The 21,957-nt window shown below is 72.8% G+C and carries 14 protein-coding genes and 2 tRNA genes; 12 read left to right on the top strand and 4 right to left on the bottom strand.

The features are described from left to right. The first annotated feature begins 64 nt into the window (after positions 1 to 64). The 8 genes from BRM1_RS08155 to BRM1_RS08120 all read left to right on the top strand — a co-directional run bounded on the left by BRM1_RS08155 (position 65) and on the right by BRM1_RS08120 (position 8,400). A tRNA-Ser gene (locus tag BRM1_RS08155) sits at positions 65 to 155 on the top strand. Between the two features lie 99 nt (positions 156 to 254). Further along, positions 255 to 887 (top strand): hypothetical protein, encoded by a 633-nt coding sequence (locus BRM1_RS08150; protein WP_268525085.1) that lies wholly within the window; start codon positions 255 to 257, stop codon positions 885 to 887. 382 nt (positions 888 to 1,269) lie between these two features. Then, on the top strand, positions 1,270 to 1,956 hold the full coding sequence (locus BRM1_RS08145) for a C39 family peptidase (RefSeq protein WP_268525082.1): 687 nt from the start codon (positions 1,270 to 1,272) through the stop codon (positions 1,954 to 1,956). Between the two features lie 384 nt (positions 1,957 to 2,340). Further along, complete coding sequence (locus tag BRM1_RS08140) at positions 2,341 to 3,066, top strand: B3/B4 domain-containing protein (RefSeq protein ID WP_160953704.1); 726 nt, start codon at positions 2,341 to 2,343, stop codon at positions 3,064 to 3,066. 133 nt (positions 3,067 to 3,199) lie between these two features. Next, positions 3,200 to 4,315, top strand: coding sequence for an MBL fold metallo-hydrolase (locus tag BRM1_RS08135; protein WP_268525079.1), 1,116 nt, complete (start codon positions 3,200 to 3,202; stop codon positions 4,313 to 4,315). After that, on the top strand, positions 4,312 to 5,589 hold the full coding sequence (locus tag BRM1_RS08130; protein ID WP_268525077.1) for a C45 family autoproteolytic acyltransferase/hydolase: 1,278 nt from the start codon (positions 4,312 to 4,314) through the stop codon (positions 5,587 to 5,589). The genes BRM1_RS08135 and BRM1_RS08130 overlap by 4 nt, the downstream gene beginning before the upstream one ends. A 139-nt stretch (positions 5,590 to 5,728) precedes the next feature. Then, on the top strand, positions 5,729 to 6,964 hold the full coding sequence (locus BRM1_RS08125; RefSeq protein WP_268525075.1) for an amidohydrolase: 1,236 nt from the start codon (positions 5,729 to 5,731) through the stop codon (positions 6,962 to 6,964). Beyond that, positions 6,961 to 8,400 carry an amidase gene (locus tag BRM1_RS08120; RefSeq protein WP_268525073.1) on the top strand — a complete coding sequence of 480 codons (1,440 nt, stop codon included), beginning with the start codon at positions 6,961 to 6,963 and terminating at the stop codon, positions 8,398 to 8,400. The genes BRM1_RS08125 and BRM1_RS08120 overlap by 4 nt, the downstream gene beginning before the upstream one ends. 54 nt (positions 8,401 to 8,454) lie before the next feature. Here the strand turns inward: BRM1_RS08120 and BRM1_RS08115 are convergent, their stop codons facing one another. After that, on the bottom strand, positions 8,455 to 9,465 hold the full coding sequence (locus tag BRM1_RS08115) for a hypothetical protein (RefSeq protein ID WP_160953698.1): 1,011 nt from the start codon (positions 9,463 to 9,465) through the stop codon (positions 8,455 to 8,457). 126 nt (positions 9,466 to 9,591) lie between these two features. Then, positions 9,592 to 10,278: a TetR/AcrR family transcriptional regulator gene (locus BRM1_RS08110; RefSeq protein WP_268525070.1), complete on the bottom strand. Its 687-nt coding sequence runs from the start codon at positions 10,276 to 10,278 to the stop codon at positions 9,592 to 9,594. A 109-nt stretch (positions 10,279 to 10,387) separates the two neighbouring features. Between BRM1_RS08110 and BRM1_RS08105 the strand changes: the two genes are divergently transcribed. Continuing rightward, positions 10,388 to 13,351: an MMPL family transporter gene (locus BRM1_RS08105; protein ID WP_268525068.1), complete on the top strand. Its 2,964-nt coding sequence runs from the start codon at positions 10,388 to 10,390 to the stop codon at positions 13,349 to 13,351. After that, entirely contained in the window at positions 13,351 to 15,684 is a 2,334-nt protein-coding gene (locus tag BRM1_RS08100; RefSeq protein ID WP_268525066.1) for a YhgE/Pip domain-containing protein, read from the top strand. Before BRM1_RS08105 ends, BRM1_RS08100 begins: the two co-directional genes overlap by 1 nt. Positions 15,685 to 15,935: 251 nt before the next feature. Here the strand turns inward: BRM1_RS08100 and BRM1_RS08095 are convergent, their stop codons facing one another. After that, positions 15,936 to 17,936, bottom strand: coding sequence for an FAD/NAD(P)-binding protein (locus tag BRM1_RS08095; RefSeq protein ID WP_268525065.1), 2,001 nt, complete (start codon positions 17,934 to 17,936; stop codon positions 15,936 to 15,938). Beyond that, a complete protein-coding gene (locus tag BRM1_RS08090; protein ID WP_268525063.1) occupies positions 17,933 to 20,473 on the bottom strand; it encodes an LCP family protein in 2,541 nt (846 codons plus the stop codon). Before BRM1_RS08090 ends, BRM1_RS08095 begins: the two co-directional genes overlap by 4 nt. Before the next feature lie 274 nt (positions 20,474 to 20,747). Between BRM1_RS08090 and BRM1_RS08085 the strand changes: the two genes are divergently transcribed. Together BRM1_RS08085 and BRM1_RS08080 are read left to right on the top strand one after the other, a co-directional pair. Beyond that, positions 20,748 to 20,836, top strand: a tRNA-Ser gene (locus BRM1_RS08085). Positions 20,837 to 21,028: 192 nt separating this feature from the next. Continuing rightward, positions 21,029 to 21,913: an SMP-30/gluconolactonase/LRE family protein gene (locus tag BRM1_RS08080; RefSeq protein ID WP_160953280.1), complete on the top strand. Its 885-nt coding sequence runs from the start codon at positions 21,029 to 21,031 to the stop codon at positions 21,911 to 21,913. Positions 21,914 to 21,957 lie beyond the last annotated feature (44 nt).

The following is a 21,957-nucleotide window of genomic DNA, read 5'->3' as shown; positions in this document are numbered from 1 at the left end:
CTGCGCCGGCGGTGTGGAACAATGGCAGGCGCGCCCGCGGCCGCCGTTTCACGGCCGCGTGCCGGGTGAGTTGACAGAGCGGCCGAATGTGACGGTCTTGAAAACCGTTGATGGGCAACCCCCATCCCAGGGTTCGAATCCCTGACTCACCGCCACGGTGCCCTACCGTCCACTGCGCCGTTCGGGTGCCCTCCGGTCCGCGGCGCCCTTCGACCACCGGTGCCGGATGAGCCGCCGTGCCGTACGATCCGCCTATGAGGGCGAGGGCGGCACGACCGGGCCGGTTGGGCAGCCGACCGCCGCGGAAGCTGCGGCGGACCCGCGGGATCGTCCTGTTCACCGTACTGACGACCGCGGGCCTATTCGTCTCCGGCTGCGGACTCCAGCAGTGGACGCAGGGACAGCCGCCCCCGGAGCGCACCCCGCAGGGCGCCTTCACCGCCGGCCCTGCCCGCACCGGGCTCGCCCGGGAGTCGAGCGTGGCGGTGGGGGACTGGGCCGATGTCCTCCCGGACGTCTCGGTGCGGGCGACGCTGCGCATCGTCAAGGCGGCCGCTCGCGAGTGCACGGACACCGGCACGTGCTCTAGGCGCGTCGTCCGGGCAACCGTCACGCTGGAGAACCGGAGCGCCGGCTGGATCGACTTCGGCTCGACCGGCAGCGAGCTCATCTCGGGCGCCGAGCTCGACTCGTTCTCCGGTTCCCTCGACGACTCGTCCCTGCGGATCTCCGCGGACCAGGCCCCGCGGGTGCGCGCCGGGGCGCGCGGGACGTGGACGGCGGACTTCCTCGTGCCCAAGGACCCCCGCGTCGGACTGCGCCTGACCTTCAGCTTCGAAGACGACATGACCCGCACTGCGACCTTCGAGGGCCGCCTCCGGGGTTGAGCACCGGGTCGCGGACCGCGGTCACCAGGAAATCCTCCGATCTGCGAATGGTTCCGTGAGACCGCATCTCGGAGTGCTCCGCAGGGCGGAATCCCAGGTGGGAGCACCTGCAGGGAACTCCCAGAGTCCATTCGGTCAGTCGCCGCGCCACCGCACCCGGCACCGCGCGCCGCGCCGCTGCTCCCGGGTGCGCACACCCCGGCGTGTCGCATTCCTGGGTGATTCCTGTGTGTCCGCCGTCACCGGTTGCGAACACATCGTGGCTGGTGAGGGGATGGATTGCGGATGCCGGTGCGGAACCTCGCACCTCGTCCGCCAGCGGTTGGAGATTCCGGCCGCCGGAGCTCGATGACCCAGAAGCCATGCGAAAGGACTCGAGAACATGACTGCCACCGCGCTGAAGACCAGCACCCCCGTCCGCCGCCGCCTTGCGGCACTCGGCACGGCAGGTGCGATCGCCTTCGGCGGAGGCGCAGCCCTCTCCGTAGCGATCGACAGCTCCCCGGCCGCGGCCGCCGAGCAGACCACCCAGCACGCCGATGCGCAGAAGTCCTCCAACGGACAGCTCGTCGCGATCAACCAGTTCAGCACCGGCCTCGGCACGCAGGACGTCGACTGCGGCCCGGCCGCCGTCGCCTCCGCGATGCTGGCCCAGGGCGCCACGCCCAAGGCCTGGAACGCCGATGCACCCGCCGGCGCCGTCAAGCAGATCCGGGCCGACATCGGCTCGAACGGCGCGACCGTCGGATCCCAGCTGGTGAGCGCGCTCGGCGCTCAGGATGTGAAGGCGAACAACGACACCGACTTCACCGGGGCGCTCGACCAGGTGCGCAAGGGCAATACCGCCATCGTCAACGGTGAACTCCAGCTGGCCCCGTACAGCTATGGCTACACGCCCAGCCACAGCGTTGCCCACTGGATCACGGTCGCCGACTACGACGCGTCGTCGAAGACCTTCACCGTCCTGGACTCCAACGACGGCAAGAAGCACACGGGAGTCACGCAGGCCGGTCTGGAGAAGTTCCAGGCGGGCGTGGGCAGCGGCCAGGACCAGGTGGTCGTCGGGTGATCACCCCGTGAGTCGCACTGCGCCGTCAGCCCCTGACGAGTAGCGCACCCGTGGCTGCTACCTACACCGCGCCCGAGGTGCGGGTCGGCATTCGCCCGACCCGCACCTCGGGCGCGGTGGCGCGTGGGCCGCTGCCGGGCCGCCCACCGTGAGCGGTTCAGCCGGGTGCCGTCACCCGGTCATGGGGGTAGCCGGTGGTCGATTTCGTACGGTCCAGCTGTGCTGAACCGAACAGGATCGACCGTTCACCGGTGGACCATGCCGGCGGCCGCGAACCGCGGGAGAATCGGTGATGAGCGGGAGGGGCAGCCCCCTCCCCCTTCCCGGCGCCAGTGACACTCCGCCCGCGCCCACCGCTCTGCCCGCCCTGCCGAAAGGACCGCCATGACCAGCGCAGATGCCACCACTCTGCAGGACTTCCTCGCCGCCGCCCGCGTGGACGAGGCGGTCTTCGAGCTGCGCCCGGACTATCGGGTGCTGCTGCTCGCGGTGGAGGGGATCGGCCCCGCGCCCAGCGATGCGACCAGCGAGGCACTGCTGGCCGCGGCCGAAGCCGGCGCGGCTGCCGCCCTCCGGGACACGCCCGTCGAGGAGCTGCCCCACATCGCGGCGTGGCGCGAGGCCTACCGCGCGTTCGGCGCCAAGCCGCAGCGCACCCGCAACAGCCTCGAGGCGCTCACCCGCCGCGCGCCGGACGGCCTGCCGCGCGTGAACCGGCTGACGGACGTCTACAATGCCGTCTCCGTGGCCCACCAGATCCCCCTGGGCGGTGAGGATCTGGCGAAGTACCAGGGCGCCCCGCACCTGGTGCGCGCCGCCGGAGACGAGGACTTCGACGTCGTGGCAGACGGTGAGGTCGCAATCGAGCACCCGGCCGCCGGCGAGGTCGTCTGGCGTGATGACGTGGGTGTGACCTGCCGGCGCTGGAACTGGCGCCAGGGACTCCGCACCCGCCTGGACGAGCAGACGACGAGTGCGCTGTTCATCCTCGACCTCCTGGCACCCGTGAGCGATGAGCAGGCCCACGCGGCCGCCGACGAGCTCGTCGAGCAACTGCGCGGCACCGGCCCCGCGCCGGTGACGGCGCGCCGGCTCATCGGGCGGGCATAGCGCGCAGTGGATCGCCTCGCCCCGATTGCCGCGCCTGCTGACACACCGGTGTGAGCTGGGGCATACAGTGGACTGGCGAAGGCGCGGCGGTGGGAGCAGATCCGCCCGCGCACCGAACGAAAGGGCGGGGTCGATGCCGATCGAAGGTCTGAGCCGGAACCAGGAGACGGCCTGGAAGGAGCGGACGCTTCCGCAGGTCGAGCAGGTGGCGGAGGCCACCTGGGCCATCCCCGTGCCGATCCCGGACAACCCGCTCGTCTACACCTACTGCTACGCCCTGGGCGAGGACCGGGGCGTGAGCCTCATCGACCCCGGCTGGGACGGGTCGGAGCAGCTGGCCGCGCTCACGGCCGGGCTGCAGTCGGCCGGGTACTCGCTGCGCGACGTCAACGGCGTGGCGATCACCCACTACCACCGCGACCACATCGGCCTCGTGCCGGCGCTGCTCGCCGCCAACCCGGACATGTGGCTCGGCATCCACGGCCAGGACCTCAAGAGCCTGCGCGCCTTCCGCGACCGGGAGAAGTCGCTGCGCACGGGGACCGCGAAGGGCGTCGACATCGCCGCGGAATACGGGGTGCCCGCCGAGCGCCGGCACGAGATCCTGGGTCCCGAGCGCGCGCCCGCGGGGACCGGGTCCGATGCGGCGCAGCGCCCCACGAAGGACGCCGTGGACTACCAGATCCCGCAGCTGCCCGAGGGCATCACCCTGCTGGCCGACGGTTCGCCGCTGCCGCTGTCCGGGCGCACGGTGTGCAGCATGTGGACGCCGGGGCACACGTACGGCCACACCGCGTTCCGCGAGGACGAAGGAGCGCTCTTCTACTCCGGTGACCACGTGCTGCCCACGATCACCCCGAACATCGGCCTGGACTCCGGCTTCATCACGCACAGCCTGGCGAACTACCTCCGCTCGCTCGAGCGCATGGGCGAGCTGCCCGCCGAGACCCGCGTGCTCCCCGCCCACGGCTTCCGCTTCGCGGGGCTCAACGAGCGCGCCCGTGAGATCGACGAGCACCACCGCGTGCGCCTCGAGGAGATCCGCGCCCGCGCCGAGGACACCGAGGACCACAGCGTCTACTCGCTTGCCCAGGGTCTGCACTGGTCGCGCGGCTTCGAGGCGCTCCACGGCTTCAACCTCTTCGCCGCCCTCGCGGAGACCGCCGCCCACATGCACTACCTGGGCATGCCCGTGGGCAGCCACGACCCGGCCTCCGAGGCCGAGGCGCGCGCAGGGGTGGAGCTGTGACCTCGCTGCCCGATCCCCTGGCGGGCCTGCGCGGCGGCCAGGCCGGCTCGCAAACGGCCGCCGGTTCGCGCCCGTCCGCAGGTTCGCCCGCGGCCCCGGGCTCGCCCGCCGCGCCGGAGGCGGGCCGCGGGTCCGGCCGAGCCGGCCCCGCGCCCGTCGACGCCTCCCAGGTCAAGACCACGACGCTGCACGTCCACGGCGCCGATGCGCGCTCGCGCGGCCTCCAGCGCGCCGCGCAGGCCGCCGCCCGGATCCGCGCCACCGCCCGCGGCTACGACGAGCTGTTCGCCCACTACGACATCTCCCAGCGCCAGGTGCGCGAGGCCGGCCGCGCCTCGCTCGACGCCCTGCGGGCCTGGGACCCGGAGCAGTTCGCGGAGGTCAGCGCCGTTGCCACGGGCTCGGGCATGCAGGTGACCGACCTCGCCTCGACCGTGGCCCGCACGGAGATCCTCACGCTGGCGGACAAGTCCCGCCCCCAGCCCAGCGAGTGCTCGACGGTGGGCTGGCAGGCGCCGGGCGCCTCGGCGGCGGCCCAGACGTGGGACTGGCACGCGGAGTTCGCGGCCTGCTGGCACTACCAGCGGGTGAGCGCCCTGCCCGGCGAGGTCGACCACGCGGGGTTCGCGGAATACGGCATGCTCGGCAAGATCGGCATGAACGCGGCGGGCGTGGGCGTCATCCTCAACATCCTCAACCACCGCGACGACGCGCCCGGCGGGGTGCCCGTCCACGCCGTGCTCGCCGGGCTGCTCGCCCGGGCCCGGACCGCCGCCGAGGCGGTGGAGCTCATCCGCTCGGCCGGCACCACCTCGTCGTCCGTGCTCACCGTGGTCGATCCCGACACCGTCGTCATGGTGGAGATCTCGCCCCACGGCACGGCCGCCCACAGCCAGCCCGGTTGGGCCGGCCACACGAACCACTTCCTCTTCCCCGAGGTGGCCGAGGGCGGCATTCCGCTCTCCGGCACGAGCCGCTCGGAGGAGCGACTCGCCTCGGTCACCGGCCGCTACGAGGGCGCCGGGCCGCCCGCGGATGCCGACGCGCTCATCCCGCTGCTGGCCACCGACCCGGCCGCGGGCCTCGTCTCGCAGGTCCCGGCGCCGGATGCGCCGTTCGGGGAGCGGACGGCCACCCTCGTGACAGTGCGGCTCGACCCCGCGCTGCGCCGGGCCCGCCTGAGCCCCGGCATCCCGCAGTACGCGCACCGGGCCACAGCCGAGTTCGTCCTCGACCCGCCCGGACACGCGGGAGCGGAGGCGCCGGGGGAGTAGCCGTCGCCAGCCGGCCACACCCCCAGACCGCCGCCAGCAGATCCGCGCCAGCAGACCCGTGCCGTCGGGACCCCGCCAGCGGAGACCGCCGCCGGCCAGCCCCTTCACCGCCTACGATCCGCCCCAGGAGAGGACCCTCATGGCCATCGCCCCCGAACTCACCGCCGCACTCGACGCCGATATGCCCGCAGTCGTGGCGACCTACAAGGACTTCCACGCCACCCCCGAGCTGTCGATGCAGGAGCACGAGACGGCGCAGAAGATCCGGGCGCGCCTCGACGAGCTGGGCTATGAGACCTTCGCCTCGGGCGGCACCGGCGTGGTGGGCGTCCTGCGCAACGGCGACGGGCCCACGATCGCCTACCGGGCGGACACCGACGGCCTGCCGATCGCCGAGGACACCGGGCTGCCGTTCGCCTCGCAGGCCACCGGCACGCTGCCCGACGGCTCCGAGGCCCCCGTCATGCACGGCTGCGGCCACGACACCCACATCACGGTGGGCCTCGAGACCGCCGTGCTGCTGGCCGGCCACCGCGATACCTGGTCCGGCACGATCGTCTTCCTCTTCCAGCCCGGTGAGGAGACGGGGGCAGGGGCCAAGGCAATGGTCGACGACGGCGTGTGGGACCGCGCCCCGCACCCGGAGGCGGTCTACGGCCAGCACGTGTGGCCCGCCCAGGCCGGCACGGTCTCCACCTCGAGCGGCACCGCGATGGCCATGGCGGACTCCTACGAGGTCGTCGTCCGCGGCCGGCAGGCCCACGGCTCCCAGCCGGAGGCCTCGATCGACCCGATCGTGCTGGGCGCGTTCATGATCACGCGCCTGCAGACGGTTGTGTCCCGCGAGGTGGGGGCCCGGGAGATGGTCGTGCTCACGATCGGGCGCTTCAACGGCGGGCTCAAGGAGAACATCATCCCCGCCGAGGCCCGGTTCACGATCAACACCCGCACGTTCGACCCGGCCGTCCGCGCCCACGTCGAGGAGGTCATCGGGCGGATCGTCCGCGCCGAGGCCCAGGCCTCCGGTGCCCCGGAGCCGGAGATCCGCAAGCTCTACGACTTCCCCGAGTGCTACAACGACCCGGAGCTCACCGCCGACTTCTTCGACGTCGTGCGCGCGGAGCTGGGCGCGGAGCAGGCCGTGGAGGTCCCGCCCGCCACCGGTTCGGAGGACTTCGGGCGCTTCGGGCAGGCGGTCGGCGCCCCGGCCGTCTACTGGTTCTTCGGCAGCCAGACGCCGCAGGCCCTCGCCGCGGAGAACGTGCCGAGCAACCACTCGCCGCACTTCGCGCCCACGGACATCGAGACGACGCTGCGCACCGGCGTGCGCGCCGCCCTCGCGGTCCTGACGAGCCGGCTGCGGGCCGCGCGATGAGTGAGCTGACGTGGCTGAGCACGCGCGAGCTGGCCGGCCTCATGGCGGCGGGCGAGCTCAGCGCCGTCGAGGCCGTGCAGGACCACTTCGCCCGCATCGACGAGGTCAACGGGACCATCAACGCGATCGTGACGACGGATCCCGAGGGCGCGCTCGCCGCGGCCCGTCGGACCGACGAGGCGCGGGCGAGCGGGCAGTCCCTTGGAACCCTGGCAGGGGTGCCGCTGACGCACAAGGACACGCACGACACCGCTGGCATGCGCACCACGTACGGCTCGCCGCTGTTCGCGGACCACGTGCCCGCCGGCACCAGCCTCATCGTCGAACGGCTGCGGGCGGCCGGCGCGATCACGACGGGCAAGTCCAACGTCCCCGAGTTCGCCGCCGGTTCGCACACGTTCAACCCCGTCTTCGGCACCACCCGCAATCCGTACAACACCGCGAAGTCCGCCGGCGGCTCCTCCGGCGGCGTGGGCGCAGCGCTGGCCGCGGGCATCCAGGCCAGCGGCGACGGCTCCGACATGGGCGGCTCGCTGCGCACGCCCGGTTCGTTCGACAACGTCGTGGGCTTCCGGCCCAGCAACGGCCGCGTCCCGCACACACCGCCCGGCGACCCGTGGGCGTGGCTCGCCCAAACGGGCGTCATGGGGCGCACGACCGGCGATGTGGCGCTGCTGCTGGCGGCCGTGGCGGGCCCGCACCCCCTGGGCCCTGCGTCCATCGCCGAGCCCGGCTCCGTGTTCGACCTGCCGGAGTTCGCGCTCGGCGCCGCCTATGAGCCCTCGCTCTCCGGGCTGCGCGTGGGCTTCGCGCCGGACTTGGACGGTGCGGTCGTGGCCGAGCCCGAGGTGCTGGCCGTGGTCCGCTCCGCCGCGCCGGTGCTCGAGGGGCTGGGCGCACGGCTGGACGAGGCGTGCATCGACCTCACCGACGCCGCGGAGGTCTTCGACGTCCAGCGGTCCTACGACTTCGCGGCGCTCCACGGGGACAAGCTGCGCGCGCACCGTGGGGAGATCAAGGACGCGGTCGTGTGGAACACGCAGCGCGGCCTCGACCTCACGGTCGGCCAGCTCGTGGCCAAGGACCGGGCGCGGGCCCGCCTCATGGAGGCCGTGGAGGCGTTCTTCGCCGGCCACGACGTCCTCGTGTGCACGACCGCCCAGGTGCTGCCCTTCGATGCGGACCTCGAATACCCCGAGCAGATCGCGGGCACCCGCATGGAGACCTACCTCGACTGGATGCGGGCGGCGACGCTGATCTCCGCGACCGGGTGCCCGGCGGTGTCCGTGCCCGCCGGGTTCTCCGCGGACGGGCTGCCCGTGGGCATCCAGCTCGTGGCCCGCCCCGGCGCCGACGTCGACCTGCTGCGCGCGGCGCACGCGTTCGAGGCCGCCACGGGATTCGCCCAGCGCCGCCCCCCGCTGCCGGGGGAGTAGGCGCGGCCGGGCCGCTGGCACGCGGAGGGCGGGGAGCCGGGGCGAGCGGCCCGCTCAGTCCTCCTGCGCGTCGGCCTGGGCGATGGCCTCGCCCACCCCGCCCCCGGCCAGGGCGTCATAGGCCAGCGGCAGGATGTCCGCGTCCTCGATCGAGCCCAGCAGCAGCATCATCGGCACGACGTCCACGCCCTCGACCGCGAACTGCAGATAGGGCTGGCCCAGGCGGGGATCCTCGTCCTCGAAGGCCCCGGAGTCCGGGTCGCCGTAGCGCCAGGCACCGCGGCCGGCGCGGCGCAGGGCCTCGCCCGCAAACGACATGGCGCCGGTCAGGTACTCCTCACCGGCGTCCTCGATGAGCTCGTCGACGGTGTCGTAGCGCGCCTGCAGCTGCCGGCCCAGCCGGTCGAGCGACGCGCGGTCGAAGTCCCAGTCGTCGCCGGCCTGGCTGTCCACCCACTCCGCGATCGCGGGCTCGACCGTGGGCAGGAAGTCCGCGAGGAAGTCCCGCTCCCCGTCGCTGATCTGGGCGGCCGCGTCGAAGGGCGCGCTGACGGTGCCCTCGAGGCCCGTGCAGGAGCGGCGCGGCGGCTGGTCGTCGAAGCCCTCGAGCACCTCGGCATAGGCGGAGATGAAGACATCGCCCGAGCGCACGGACAGCGCGGTCATGAGGAGCTGGACCAGATCGACGGGCTCGCCCTGCTCGTTGCCCGTGGCCGAATCGGGGCGGATGAACGGCATCGCGGCGGGGTCGGCGCCGGAGTCGTCGAAGTCCCAGCGGCCGCCGAACGCGCGCAGGAAGACCTCGCCCACGTAGCGCAGCACGCCCTCGGAGAACGCCTGGTATTCGGGTTCGGCGGCCTGCTCCGGGGATTCGAGCTCGGAGAGGGCGAAGGCCTCGACGTAGGGCAGCGACTGGGGGGAGTAGTCCTTGAGGAAGTCGTACTGCGCGCTGCCGTCCTCCGCGCTGTCGTCCTCGACGGTGACGGCGTCGGGCAGCTCATCGGCGACGAAGGCCGGAAGGCGGACGGGCATGTTGGCGATGAAGGCATCGAATTCGGCGCTCATCCGCCCAGCCTATCGGCCGCACTGCCGCCGCGTCAGGCGCCGTGGGGCCCGGCGGCCTCTCAGGCCCTGCCGCTCCCTCGGGCCCCACGGCCTCTCAGACCCTGCCGCCCGTCAGGCCCGGCGGCCTCAGTCGATGTCGATGAACCCGAGCAGCACCTGCACCGTGCTCTTCGCATCGGCCTGCACGTCGGCCTGGCCGATGCCGTCGGTGATCGCGTCCATCTGCGATTGGCGGGCCACGGCCGCGAGGATCCGCAGCAGGTCGAGCGAGGGGATCGTCGGGTGGCAGCCGTGGCGGCGCAGCGTGGTCTCGACGATCTCCGCGATGGTGCGCAGCTGGGCGTCCATGAGCTGCTGGTACTTCGAGCGCAGCTCGGGCACGCGCACGGTGTAGAGCTCGATCTCCTTCTCGCACACGATCCACTCGGCGGTCGCGGAGCCCACGGGGATGGGCCGCCTCTCCTCGAACACCCGCAGGGCGGTCGCGGCGATCTCGCGCCGGCGCGTCTGCGGGTCCGCCGTGGCCAGCGATTCGGATTCGGCGCACGGGGAGTCCTCGCCGTGCCGGACCTCGATGTGGGTGCGCAGCTCGCTCGTCATCCGCTCGATGGCGAAGTCGATGACGGCGAGGACCAGCTCGTCCTTCGACTCGAAATTGGAGTAGAACGCGCCCCGGGTCATGCCCGCGGCCTCGCTCAGCTGCTCGATGGACGCGCCTGCCACGCCGCTGTGGGCGAAGACGGAGATCGCGGCGCGGATGAGCTTCTCCCGCGTGCGCTGCCTGCGCTCGGTGATGTGACCCGTGACCGTCACCGTCGCCCCCTCTCCTGCCGTGGCCGAGTCGGACTCGCTTGCAATCCGCGCTCGTCTGCAGAACAATACACTACTGTATTCAATACACCTCTGTATCGAGAGGGCCTTCGTGTCGTCATTCCTCTATGAGCTGGGCCGCACTGCGTTCCGCAGGCGCAAGACGTTCGCCGCCGCCTGGCTTGTCATCCTCGTCCTCCTGGGCGGCTTCGTCGCCGCCTTCAAGAACGACTTCTCCGACAGCTTCACGCTCCCGGGCTCGGAGAGCCAGGAGGCCCAGGACTCCCTCAAGCTCACCTTCCCCCAGGCCTCCGGGGCGGCCGGCTCGATCATCGTCGTGGCCCCCGAGGGCCAGAAGGTCACGGACAAGGACTTCCGCTCCGCGATCGGCGACGCCGTCGACCGGGTGGACGACTTCGACCACGTCGAGTCCGCCACCTCGCCGTTCTCCAAGCGGGTCAAGGGCGGCGTCTCCGAGGGCGACCGCGCGGCGATCATCAACATCTCCTACGACGACGACTACCAGGCGCTGCCGGAGACCGTGAAGTCCGACCTGCTCACCGAGGTCGACCACATGAAGCAGGAGCTGCCGAACGGCACCCAGGTTGCCCCCGGCGGCGACATCTTCAAGGTCACCGGCATGCACGTGTCCTGGGTGGAGGGCCTGGGCGTCGCGATCGCGTTCGTCGTCCTCCTCTTCACCTTCGGCTCCGCGCTCGCCGCCGGCATCCCGCTCGTCACCGCGATCCTGGGCGTCATGCTCGGCCTCATGCTCATCGTCGCGTCCACCGCGTTCGCGGACGTCTCCTCGACCGCGCCCATGCTCGCGCTCATGCTGGGCCTGGCGGTGGGCATCGACTACGCGCTCTTCATCATCTCCCGAGCCCGCAGCCTGCTGCGCGACGGACTCGAGCCGGAGGAGGCGGTCGCCCGCGCGCTCGCCACCGCCGGCTCCGCCGTCGTCTTCGCGGGCATGACCGTCATCATCGCGCTCGTGGGCCTCATGGTCTGCCGCATGCCCTTCCTTACCGTCATGGGCTTCGGGGCCGCCGGAACCGTGGCGGTCGCGGTCCTCGTGGCGCTCACGCTGGTCCCGGCGCTCATGGGCATGCTGGGCAAGCGGCTCATCCCGCGCTCCGTCCGCCGCGCCCGCGCCCGCGCCGAGGCCCGCGGAGAGGCCGAGCCGGCCCGCGCCTCGGGAGCGGAGCCCGTGGCCGGCCCCGGCGCGCCGCCCGTCACCGGCGGTGCGCACGCCATGGCCGGTGCCGAAGCGGGCGCACAGGCGCCCGCCGACACGCAGCCCCTGCCGGCCGCCCGCGGTGCGCGCCCCCACGCCCCGGCCGTGACCGCGCCGCCGGCCACGAGCCCCCACGGAGGCCCCGAGCGCAAGCGCAGCCTGCCGCAGCGCTTCTACCACGCATGGGTGAGCGCCGCGACGAAGATCCCGATCCTCACGGTGCTCATCATCGTCGTGGGCCTGGGGCTGTTCGCCATTCCGGCCAGCAAGCTCCAGCTGGCGCTGCCCAACAACGGCGGCGAGGAGGCGGGCTCGCCGGCGCGCGTGACGTACGACCTCACGGAGGAGTACTTCGGCCCTGGCTACAACGGCCCGCTCGTCATGACCGCGGGCATCATCGGCTCCGATGACCCGCTCGGCGACGTCGACGACATGAAGAAGGAGATCGAGAAGGTCGCCGGCGTGGAGCGGGTCGTCCTCGCAACCCCCAACGAGAACGCGGACACCGCCCTCTTCCAGATCGTCCCCACGACCGGCCCGTCGGACCCGCAGACGGAGGACGTCGTCAACCGCCTGCGCGACCTCGAGCCCCACTTCCAGGACGCCTACGGCTTCAACACGGCCGTCACCGGGTCCACGGCGGTGGGCATCGACGTGTCCTCCCAGCTGGCGAAGTCGCTCCTGCCGTTCGGCATCTTCGTCGTGGGCCTCTCCCTCATCCTCCTGACGATGGTCTTCCGTTCGATCGCGGTGCCCATCAAGGCGACCGTGGGCTTCCTGCTCTCCGTCGTCGCGGCCATGGGCGTCGTCAGCCTGGTCTTCGTCGAGGGCCACGGCGCCTCCCTGTTCAACCTCGAGCAGGTGGGCCCCATCATCAGCTTCCTGCCGATCATGCTCATGGGCATCCTCTTCGGCCTGGCCATGGACTACGAGGTCTTCCTCGTCTCCGGCATGCGCGAGGCCTACGTGCACGGGGCCAGCGCCAAGGAGGCCATCGTCAAGGGCTTCATGTCCTCGGCCTCCGTCGTCGTCGCCGCCGCGATCATCATGTTCTCCGTGTTCTTCGCGTTCGTGCCCACCGGCGAGCCCATCATCAAGTCGATCGCACTGGGCCTGGCCGTGGGCATCTTCGTCGACGCCTTCATCGTGCGCATGACCCTGGTGCCCGCCGTCATGGCGCTGCTGGGCAACGCCGCGTGGTGGCTGCCCAAGTGGCTCGACCGCCTGCTGCCCCACTTCGATGTGGAGGGCGAGGGGCTCTACCACCAGGTGGCCCTGCGCGACTGGCCGGAGCCCGACTCCCCCTACCGCGTCTACGGCAAGGCGATGTCGCTGGGCACGCGCGGCCACCGGGTCTTCGAGGACGTGGACATCGCGCTGCTGCCGGGTGAGCTGCTCGCACTGACCGGGCCCGGCGCCGAGGCGCTGCTGTTCGCGATCTCCGGGCGGGCCAACCTGGACTCCGGCGACCTCAAGGTGGGCTCCTTCGTCCTGCCCGAGCAGGCGAACAAGGTGCGCAAGCGCACCCCGTACCTCATGCTCAACCCCGCGGACCCGGACATGCGCCCGCGCGCCGACCACCTGCGCGACCTCGCCGCCGCCCCGCCGGAGCTGCTCGTCGTCGACGCCGCGGACCAGCCCCACGACCAGGAGACCGCGGAGCTCGTCAGCCGCCTCATCGCGGCGGCGCTGCAGGCGGGCTCGGCCGTCGTCCTCACCCTCGGCAACCCGGAGGCGGACTGGATGATCCCGGCCCGCACCGACTACACCCTGCTCGACCTCGCGGCCCACCGCCGCGGCGCCGAGCCCACCCTCGCTCCCATGGGAGGTCATCGCTGATGGCACTGTTCGAACGCGCCGATTCCGGCCGCCGCGTCACGTGGCTGTCCATCCTGGGCCTCGTGCTCGTCCCCGTCATCATCGCCGCGGGCTTCGTGTTCGCGACGTGGAAGGCCGACGACCGCCTCAGCCAGGTCAAGGCTGCGGTGGTCAACGACGACGACGGTGCGAAGATCAACGGCAAGCAGGCCCCGCTGGGCCGCCAGCTGGCCGCGGGCCTCGTCGACAGCGAGGATCAGGACGAGAACTACGACTGGGTGCTCTCCGATGACGAGGACGCCACCGCGGGCCTCAAGAGCGGGGAGTACGTGGCCGTCGTGCACATCCCCAAGGACTTCTCCAAGGCCGTGGCCACCACCGCCGGGGACGACCCCATGAAGGCGGCGCAGGCGACGATCGACGTGACGAGCTCCAAGGTCTCCCCGATCTCCGACGCAGCGATCAGCCAGGCGATCGCCACCACCGCGCGCACGACGTTCAACACGGAGTACACGAAGCAGTACCTGGACGGCATCTACGTGGGCTTCAACAAGATGGGCGACCAGTTCGGGGAGATGGCCGACGCCGCCGGCAAGCTCGACGACGGGGCCAAGGGCCTCAAGGAGGGCACGAGCGGCCTGTCCACCGGCGTCGGACAGCTGGACTCCGGCGTGGGCGAGCTCGACAAGAGCGGCGGCCAGATCAGCGGCGGGGCGGCCCAGCTCGCCTCGGGCGCCGACGGCCTGGCCACGGGCCTGACGAAGCTCGACAAGGGCACCAAGCAGCTGCCCAGCCAGACGCGCAAGCTCGCGGACGGCGCTGGCAACCTGTCCGATGGCGTGGACCAGTACACGAAGGGCACGGACCAGATGGTCAAGCAGCTGTCCTCCATGGGGTCCGAGGACTCCGGGCTGGGCAAGCTCGCCGACGGCGCTGACCAGGTGGCCACCGGCACCCGCGGCGTCTCCGACGGCATCGTGAAGTACCGCAAGGGCCTGGAGCAGGGCGCCGAGGAAGCCGGGGACGCACTGACCTCCGGCAAGATCCCCAGCCTCGACCAGGCGGTGAAGTCCGGTCTGCTGACGAAGAAGCAGGCCGCGCAGATCAAGGCGCAGTTCTGCCCCACCGGCACGCAGGACCAGGTGTGCGAGGGCATCCTCAAGGCCTACATCGCCGGGGTGCTCTCCGGCACCGCGGGCTCGCTCGAGGGCGCGGCCAAGGGCCTCCAGGCGAAGGACCCCAAGTCCGGCCAGTCACTCGAGTCCAGCGCGGACAAGGTGGCCGCCGTCGCCGAGCGGTACGCCGGGGGCGTGCACAAGGCCGTCTCGCAGCTGCAGGAGGGCACCAAGCAGATCGCGGACAAGCAGGACGAGCTGCTCGCCGGCTCCAAGCAGCTGCGCTCGGGCGCCGGCCAGCTGGCCGACGGCACGGACAAGCTGGCCGACGGCATGAAGCCCCTGGCCGCCGGCGTCACCCAGGCCTCCGACGGGGCGCAGCAGTACGCGACCGGGGCGCACAAGTACGCGGCCGGCGTCGGCGCGTACACCGGGGGCGTGCACAAGCTCGCCTCGGGCACGGGCCAGCTGGCCCAGGGCGCGGAGAAGCTGGATCAGGGCACCGGGAAATACGAGGAGGGCGTGGGCAAGTTCGCCGACGGCCTCGACAAGGGCAAGGACGACGTGCCCAGCTACACGAAGACTGAGCGCGACCGCATGAGCGAGGCCGTGTCCTCGCCGATCGCGGACAACATCGACGGGCTCAAGGGCATCTCCCAGGCGTCCTCGATTGCGCTACTGCTCATCATGGCCCTGTGGATCGGCGCCCTCATCACGTACACCGTGGTGCGCGCCGTCTCCGCCACCGCGCTGACCTCGCGGCGCCGGTCCATTGCGATCATGGGCAAGGGGCTCATCCCCGGGATCGTCATCTCGCTCGTGCAGGCGGTGATCCTCACCGGCCTCTCGCAGCTCATCCTCACGCTCGACGCGGGGGATCTGGTCAAGGTGTTCGGCCTGTCCGCGTTCGCCGGGATCGTCTTCACCGTCATCAACTACGCGCTCGTCGCCTGGTTCGGCGGGGTGGGGCGGTTCGTCTCCGTCATCCTCGTCGTCGCCGCGGTGACCGCGAAGGTGCTCACCGCCGTGCCGGGTTGGCTCTCCGGGCTCGCCGCGTTCATGCCCCTGACCCCGGCCATGGACGGGATCACGGGGATCGCGACGGGCACCGGCGGGGCGGGCGCCGCGTTCGGCACGCTGCTGCTGTGGCTCCTCGTGGCCGGCGGTGCGGCCGTGGCCGCGGTGGCCCGCAAGCGCACGATGGGCCCGGCCGGGCTGACCAGGCTCGCCGGGGTCTGACCCCGCCGGCGTCCGCGGGTGCGCGTGCACCCCGCACCGCACCGCGCCCGAGGCGCGAGCAGGCACCGTGCCTGCCCGCGCCTCGGGCGCGGTGCTGGGTAGGTGCGGTGCGTGGTGAGCGCGGTGCGGGCGGCGCGCTGCGCCCGCCAGGTGCTGTGCCCGCCAGGCGCGGTGGCAGTGAGGTGCTGTGGCCGTGAGGTGGGCCGCGGGGCGCGGTGCCACTGGGTGCCGTGCCGCTGCGGTGCGGGCGCTCAGCTGGGCAGGTCGAGGATCGCCTGGGCGATCCGGTGCGCGTCGATGAGCGTGCGCGCGCGGCGCTGGGGGTTCGCGGCGATCGCCAAGCCCAGCTGATCGGCCGACAACTGGATGGAGAGCACGAAGCGGCGCGGGTGGACGTGGCCGCGCGGATCGACCGTGTTGAAGGCCTCGCCGTCCACGAGGAGGCCGCTGAGCGGCAGCTCGATCCCGTCCGGTCCCTCGAGGGTCGCCGCGCACACCTGACCGCGGTCGAGCATGCCGGCGAGCAGCGCATCGTCGGCGGCGCGGACGTTGTTCGCGGGCGAGGCCGCGTCGACGAGCGCGCGGGCGCGGACTTCGCCGGGCACCGCGGGGGAGGTCGCGACGAACGCCGCGGGCCGGTCCGGGCGGGACTGGGCGATGCGGACCTCGGGACCGATGAAGGTCACGAGGCCCGCCCGCGCCAGCGCCGCGAGCTGCGCGAAGCGGCTGGGCGGCGGCCCATCGCAGAGGCCGGAGGCGAAGCCCTCGAACCAGCCGCGGATCTCCGTGGCGAAGCTCAGCGGATCGATCCGGCCGTCGGCCACGAGCTCCTTGAGGTAGCCGCGCGCGGCCCACAGGGCGGAGAAGACGGCCTTCGAGGGCGCGCGCTCGGGGCCGGCCAGCGCGTCCGCGTACTCCGCGTCGAGGAACGCCAGCATCCAGTCGTGGAAGGACCCCGGGCCCGGTTCGCGGGCGGAGAACTCCCTCCCCTCCAGAGGGTGGAGCAGGGCCGCGAGGTCGAGCGCCTGGGCGGTATCGGCCAGCAGTCGGGCCTCGAGCGCGGCCCAGTCGGGGCCGCCGGCGATGAGCAGGCCGGGGCGGTGCTCACCGGGGCGCACCGTGTCCGCGGAGCGCCGGCTGACGTGCTCGGCAACTGAGGCATCGAGGGCTGCGAAGAGCTCCGCCGGCGCGGCGGCGAACGCCTCCGGGCGGGAGGCAGCCAGGGCCGTGTACCAGGCGCGGCGCAGCTCGGCGAGGATGAGCGGCCACAGCTGGTCGTTGAAGAGGAGACCGCCGGCCGCATCCTCGAGCGCGGATACCGACCCCGGGGTGAAGTAGCGCAGCTGCCAATCGCGCGCGGGCCTGCCCGGGGTGATGGGCTTGCACCGGTAGGGCACGCCGCGGCGGCTGGAGGGCGCGAGGATGGGCTCCGCGCCGCTGGGGGCGTAGCGCAGCGTGCCGTCTGGCGACTCGGAGAACCGGCCGCCGCGCCCGGTGGTGAGCAGGGCCTGGAGGTCGAAGTAGTTGAGCCCGAACCCGCGGAAGACCACGGTCTGCCCGGCGAGCAGGCGCTCGACCTCCGTCTCCGCGGGCAGGCCCGGCGGCAGGTACGTGAGGCCGCTGGCCCGGGCGAAACGGGCCAGGTTCGCGCGCTCGCCCTGGAGGCGGGCGGGGAGGTGGCCCAGGCACAGGACCACCGCATCGGCCTCGAGGGTGGTCCCGTCGTCCAGGCGCACGAGCTGCTTGGCCGCCGGCTCCTCGTGCTGGCCCGGCTCCACGATCGCGGTGGCGGTGGCCGGGTGGACGACGATCTCCGTGCCCTCGTCCGCCGCCGTGTGCACGCGCTCGAACGACCAGGCGAGGTACTCCCCGTACAGCGCGCGGGGGGCGAAGGCCGATTCCGGCTGCGCGGTGCCGCCGCGCGCCCGGTACCACTCGGGCATCGAGGGGCCCGTGTCACAGGGCTCCAGGCCGGTCGAGGCATCGGGGAAGACCGTCTGGTCCGCGATCGTCGTGTTCATGAGCAGCTCGGGGGACTGGTCCGTGCGCCAGACGCGGCCGGGCCCCGGGGGATACGGGTCGATGAGGTCGATCCGCAGCTCGCGCGCACGGCCCTGCGCTGCGTGCAGGGCAACGAGCCGCTCGCAGACGCTCAGCCCCCGCGGCCCGGCGCCGACGACCGCGACCCGCAGGGGCGGGTCCGCGGCCTGGGCGGCACCGGCGCCCGCCGGGGGAGCGGCGGCCGCCGTCATTTCGAGGAGTTGCCGGGGTAGCCGGGCCACCCGCTGCCGGGCGTGTAGCCGGTGGGGTAGCACTTGCCGTCGGCGTCCTCGATGCCCGGCGCGGGTGCGCCCGTCGTCGCCGCTGCGGTGGGCGCGGCGGACTTCGTGGGCTTGGCCGAGGCAGTCGTGGTGGCCTGGGCGTCTTCCTTCTGGCTGGACTCGGACGGGTTGATCTGCTCCTGGACCCACGAGTGGAGGACGGTGTAGTCCGGCCGGTAGGTCTTCGTGACCTGGTTATTGATCTGGGCGGACTTGACCTTGGCGCCCTTCATCTGGCCGGCGAGCTCTACGAACGCCTGGAGCTGGTTCTGCGGGATGTCCGTCTGCACGTTCTCCGTGGCGCTGGCGGCGAGCTTGGGGTAGGCCAGCGCCAGCTCCTGCGGGTTCATCTGCCCGAGTGCGGTCTTGATCATGCGCTGCTGGCGGCACATCCGGTCGTAGTTGTCCGACCCGTCGCGCGACCGGACGTACCACAGGGCCTTCGCGCCGGTGAGCGTCTGCTCACCGGGATCGATCCAGCCGAAGATGGAGTTCTTGCCCCCGGTGGCCTGGTTGATGCCACCGCCCATGGGGATGGGCCGCTCGACGTCGATCTTGACGCCGCCCATGGCGTTGAGGACGTCCTCGAAGCCCTTCATGTTCACCGAGGCCCAGTAGTCGATGTCGAGGCCGGTGGAGCCCTCCACGGCCTGCATCGTGGCGGCCATGCCCTTCTCCAGGCCGTGGGTGTCGCCCACGTCCTGCTTGTTTTCCGTCGTCCAGTCCCACACCGCGTTGATGAGGCTGTCCTCCTCGCCCGGGCCGCCGTTGAAGCCGTCGGGGAACTCCTTGGCGAGCTTCGTCCCCTCCTTGAACAGCGGGTGGTTGAGGTTGCGGGGGATGGAGAAGAGGGTCGCGTCGCCGGTGTGCGTGTCGATCGAGGCGACGAGCATCGTGTCCGGCCGGGTGCCCTGGCGGGTGTCCGAGCTGTCGCGGCCCATGAGGAAGACGTTCACGCGCGGCTTGTCCTGCCACAGCTCGGCCGCGTCCTTGACGGGTCCGGAGTCGCCCTTGCCGAAGACCTTGGAGATCGTCTGGCCGGTGACGAAGGCGTACGCAGAGCCCACGCCCAGGGGCACGCCCACGATGACGAGGAGGGAGACGACGAGGACACCGCCCAGCACGCGCTGGACGGCGCTGAACGGGTGGCCGCGGCGCATGACCGCGTAGGAGCGCAGGATGACGAAGAACCAGACGAGGGCGCCCACGATGAGGGCGATCGCCACCATCGTCAGCATCTGCGGGGTGGAGAAGCGGGCCGCGAACTTCACCGGTCCCTTGATGAGGAGGACTGCAACGAGGGCAAGGACGCCCAGCAGGAAGAAGCCCAGGAAGAACCAGCCGAGCTTCTTCGACCGGCCGCTGCGGATCATCGCGAGGCCGGGGATGAGAGTGCCCAGCGACGTCCAGCCGACGACGGCGGGGAAGGCATCCGAGCGGTCCTTCGAGTGGCGGATGCCCCGCTCGCCGTGCACATCCCGGCGGCGCGCACTCGCCGCGGCGCCCCGCGCGGTGCTGCCGACCGCTGCCGCGGAGGCGCTGCCGGTCGCGGTGCCTGCGGCGGAGCCACCGGCCGAGGTGCCCGCCGCCGAGGTGCTCTCCACTGAGGTGCCTGCCGCTGCGGCGCCTGCCGGTGCGCTCGTGTCCGCTGCGGTCGCGTGCCCAGCGGCCGCCGTGCCGGCGGCGCCCGCTCCCGCGGCTCCTGCTGCGGCACCCGAGGCGCGGGCCGCACCGGCGGCGCTGCCCGCACCTGTGGTGGCCGCGGCGCCCGGGGCACTGCCCGCACCGGCGGCACGGGCCGCCGCGCCGCCCGTGGCCGCCTCACGCGTTCCGGCGGGGCCAGCCACCGGGCGCTCGCTGCGCCGCTCGGCGGGGGCGACAGCGTCGAAGTGGAGCCGACGGTTGGATTCGCGGGCCGCGTGCCGCGGGGCCGGGCGCCTCTCGGATCCCGGGTCCTCACCGCCCCCGTGCGCCCCGGTGCCCTCCGGGCGCGCCGGAGCGGGGATGCCGGCTGCGCGCGCTGCACCGGCCGCATCGCCGGTGCGCGCGGGCGCGGAACCGGACGGGGCGGAGCCCGCACCGGCTGCGCCAGCGCGTGCGACGCCGGAAGCGCCAGCGCCAGCGGCAGCAGCGTCGGCTCTCGGCGCGGGGCGGGCCTCGCGCTCGGCCTTGACGCGCGCCTTCTCCGCGGCACGGCGCTCGGCCTCCTGGGCCTCGCGGCGCCGGCGCTCGCGGCGCGTGAGCGGCTGCGCGGGGTTCTCCTCGCGGCGGTTGACGTGGGACTCGGCACCCACGGGACGCTGCGCCGCGCCCTGACGTGGGGCGGTCTCGCCCGCCTCGGGGGCGGAATGATCGGAGGCCGCCTGCTCACCGCGGAAGGCGGGACGGGAGGATGCGCGCAGCGGCTGGTCGCCGCGGCGCCCGGAGGAAGAGCCGAACGGCTGCTCATCGCTCTCGTGGTCTGGCACTTCCGGGCTCCTCGTCGGTCGGGAAACTGCGCCGTGGGAAGGGGCTGTGCGGGCGTGCGGGGGCGCAGGGCATAGCTGGTCGCGCCCGACTGTAGCGAGCGAACATGTGATTGGAGTGTATCGCGCCGTGGATTTCGGAGTGAGTGGAACGCACGACCCCCGCGCCCCGGCGCCCTGCGCCGGACGGCCTCGGGGGCGGTGCGCACCCCGCCGCCCGCCTTTGCTCGCGGGCCGCGGAGTCTGTAGGCTTGGCGAGGTTGCCGCACTGGCGATTGGAGTCGTGGCTGAGCGGCCGAAAGCACCACCCTGCTAAGGTGGAGTCCCTTGAACTGGGGACCGTGGGTTCAAATCCCACCGGCTCCGCGTCGTGAAGTAGCCCCCGTGTCCGGACACGGGGGCTTTTCCGTGCCCGCGCACGTGCACCTCCGACGCTCTCACTCGCCCCGCCCCGGCCCACCGCGCCCGCCCCGGCCAGCCCGGTCGCCCGCCCCGCTGCCGGCTGCGCCACGCCCCGCCGGCCTTGTGCGGCCCGCCGCGGCGTGCTTGCCTGGGAGCATGAAGGCCGAGCAGATCACCGATCCGATCGCCTACCACGGCGAGGGCCCCGTCTGGTGCGAGACGTGGTCCGACCCCGCCCGGGCGGCGGGCGCCGGCACCCCGGCTCCCACGTGGGCCGGCCTCAGGTGGGTCGACATGCTCGCCGGCGACGTGCTGTCGCTGCGCGAGAGCGGCGTCAGCCGCACGCACGTGGGCGAGGTGGCCGCCGCGGTGCGCCCCCGCACGGCCGGGGGCGCGGTCATCGGCGTGGAGCGCGGCTTCGCCCTCGAGGCGCCCGACGGTGAGGTCACCGCCCTGCCGCCCCTGTGGGCCAGCCCGGAGGTGCGGATGAACGAGGGCGGCTGCGCGCCGGACGGCACCTTCTGGTGCGGGTCGATGGCGTACGACCAGGCGCCGGGCGCCGCCCGGCTCTACCGGCTCGACCCCGACGGCGGCGTGGCGCTCGTGCTGGACGCCGTGACCGTGTCCAACGGCCTCGAATGGAGTCCGGACGGTTCGCTGCTCTACTACAACGACACCGCCACCGGGCAGATCGCCGTGTTCGACTACGAGCCGCCGCGCCGCCTGGGCCCTCGCCGGGTCCTCGCCGATGTGCCCGGCAGCCCCGACGGCATGGCCGTGGATGCCGAGGGCGCCGTGTGGACCGCGCTCGCCGACCGCGGGGAGATCCGCCGCTACCTGCCCGACGGCACCCTCGACGGGATCGTCGAGGTGCCGGCGCAGAAGACGACGGCGTGCGCGTTCGGCGGCGAGGGCCTGCGCACGCTCTTCATCACCACGTCCCAGGAGGACATCGACACGGAGGCGGACCCGCTGGCGGGCGCCCTCTTCGCCGCCGAGGTGGGGGTCGCCGGACGGCCCGTGCGCAGCTTCGCGGGATAGCCGGCGGGGCCCGGTGGCCCGCACCCGTCAACCGCATGGTCCCG

The sequence above is a fragment of the Brevibacterium sp. BRM-1 genome (assembly GCF_026802075.1).
Taxonomy (GTDB): domain Bacteria; phylum Actinomycetota; class Actinomycetes; order Actinomycetales; family Brevibacteriaceae; genus Brevibacterium; species Brevibacterium rongguiense.
The sequence above is the reverse complement of the archived record's forward strand: the minus strand, read 5'-3'. Positions and strand labels throughout refer to the sequence as shown.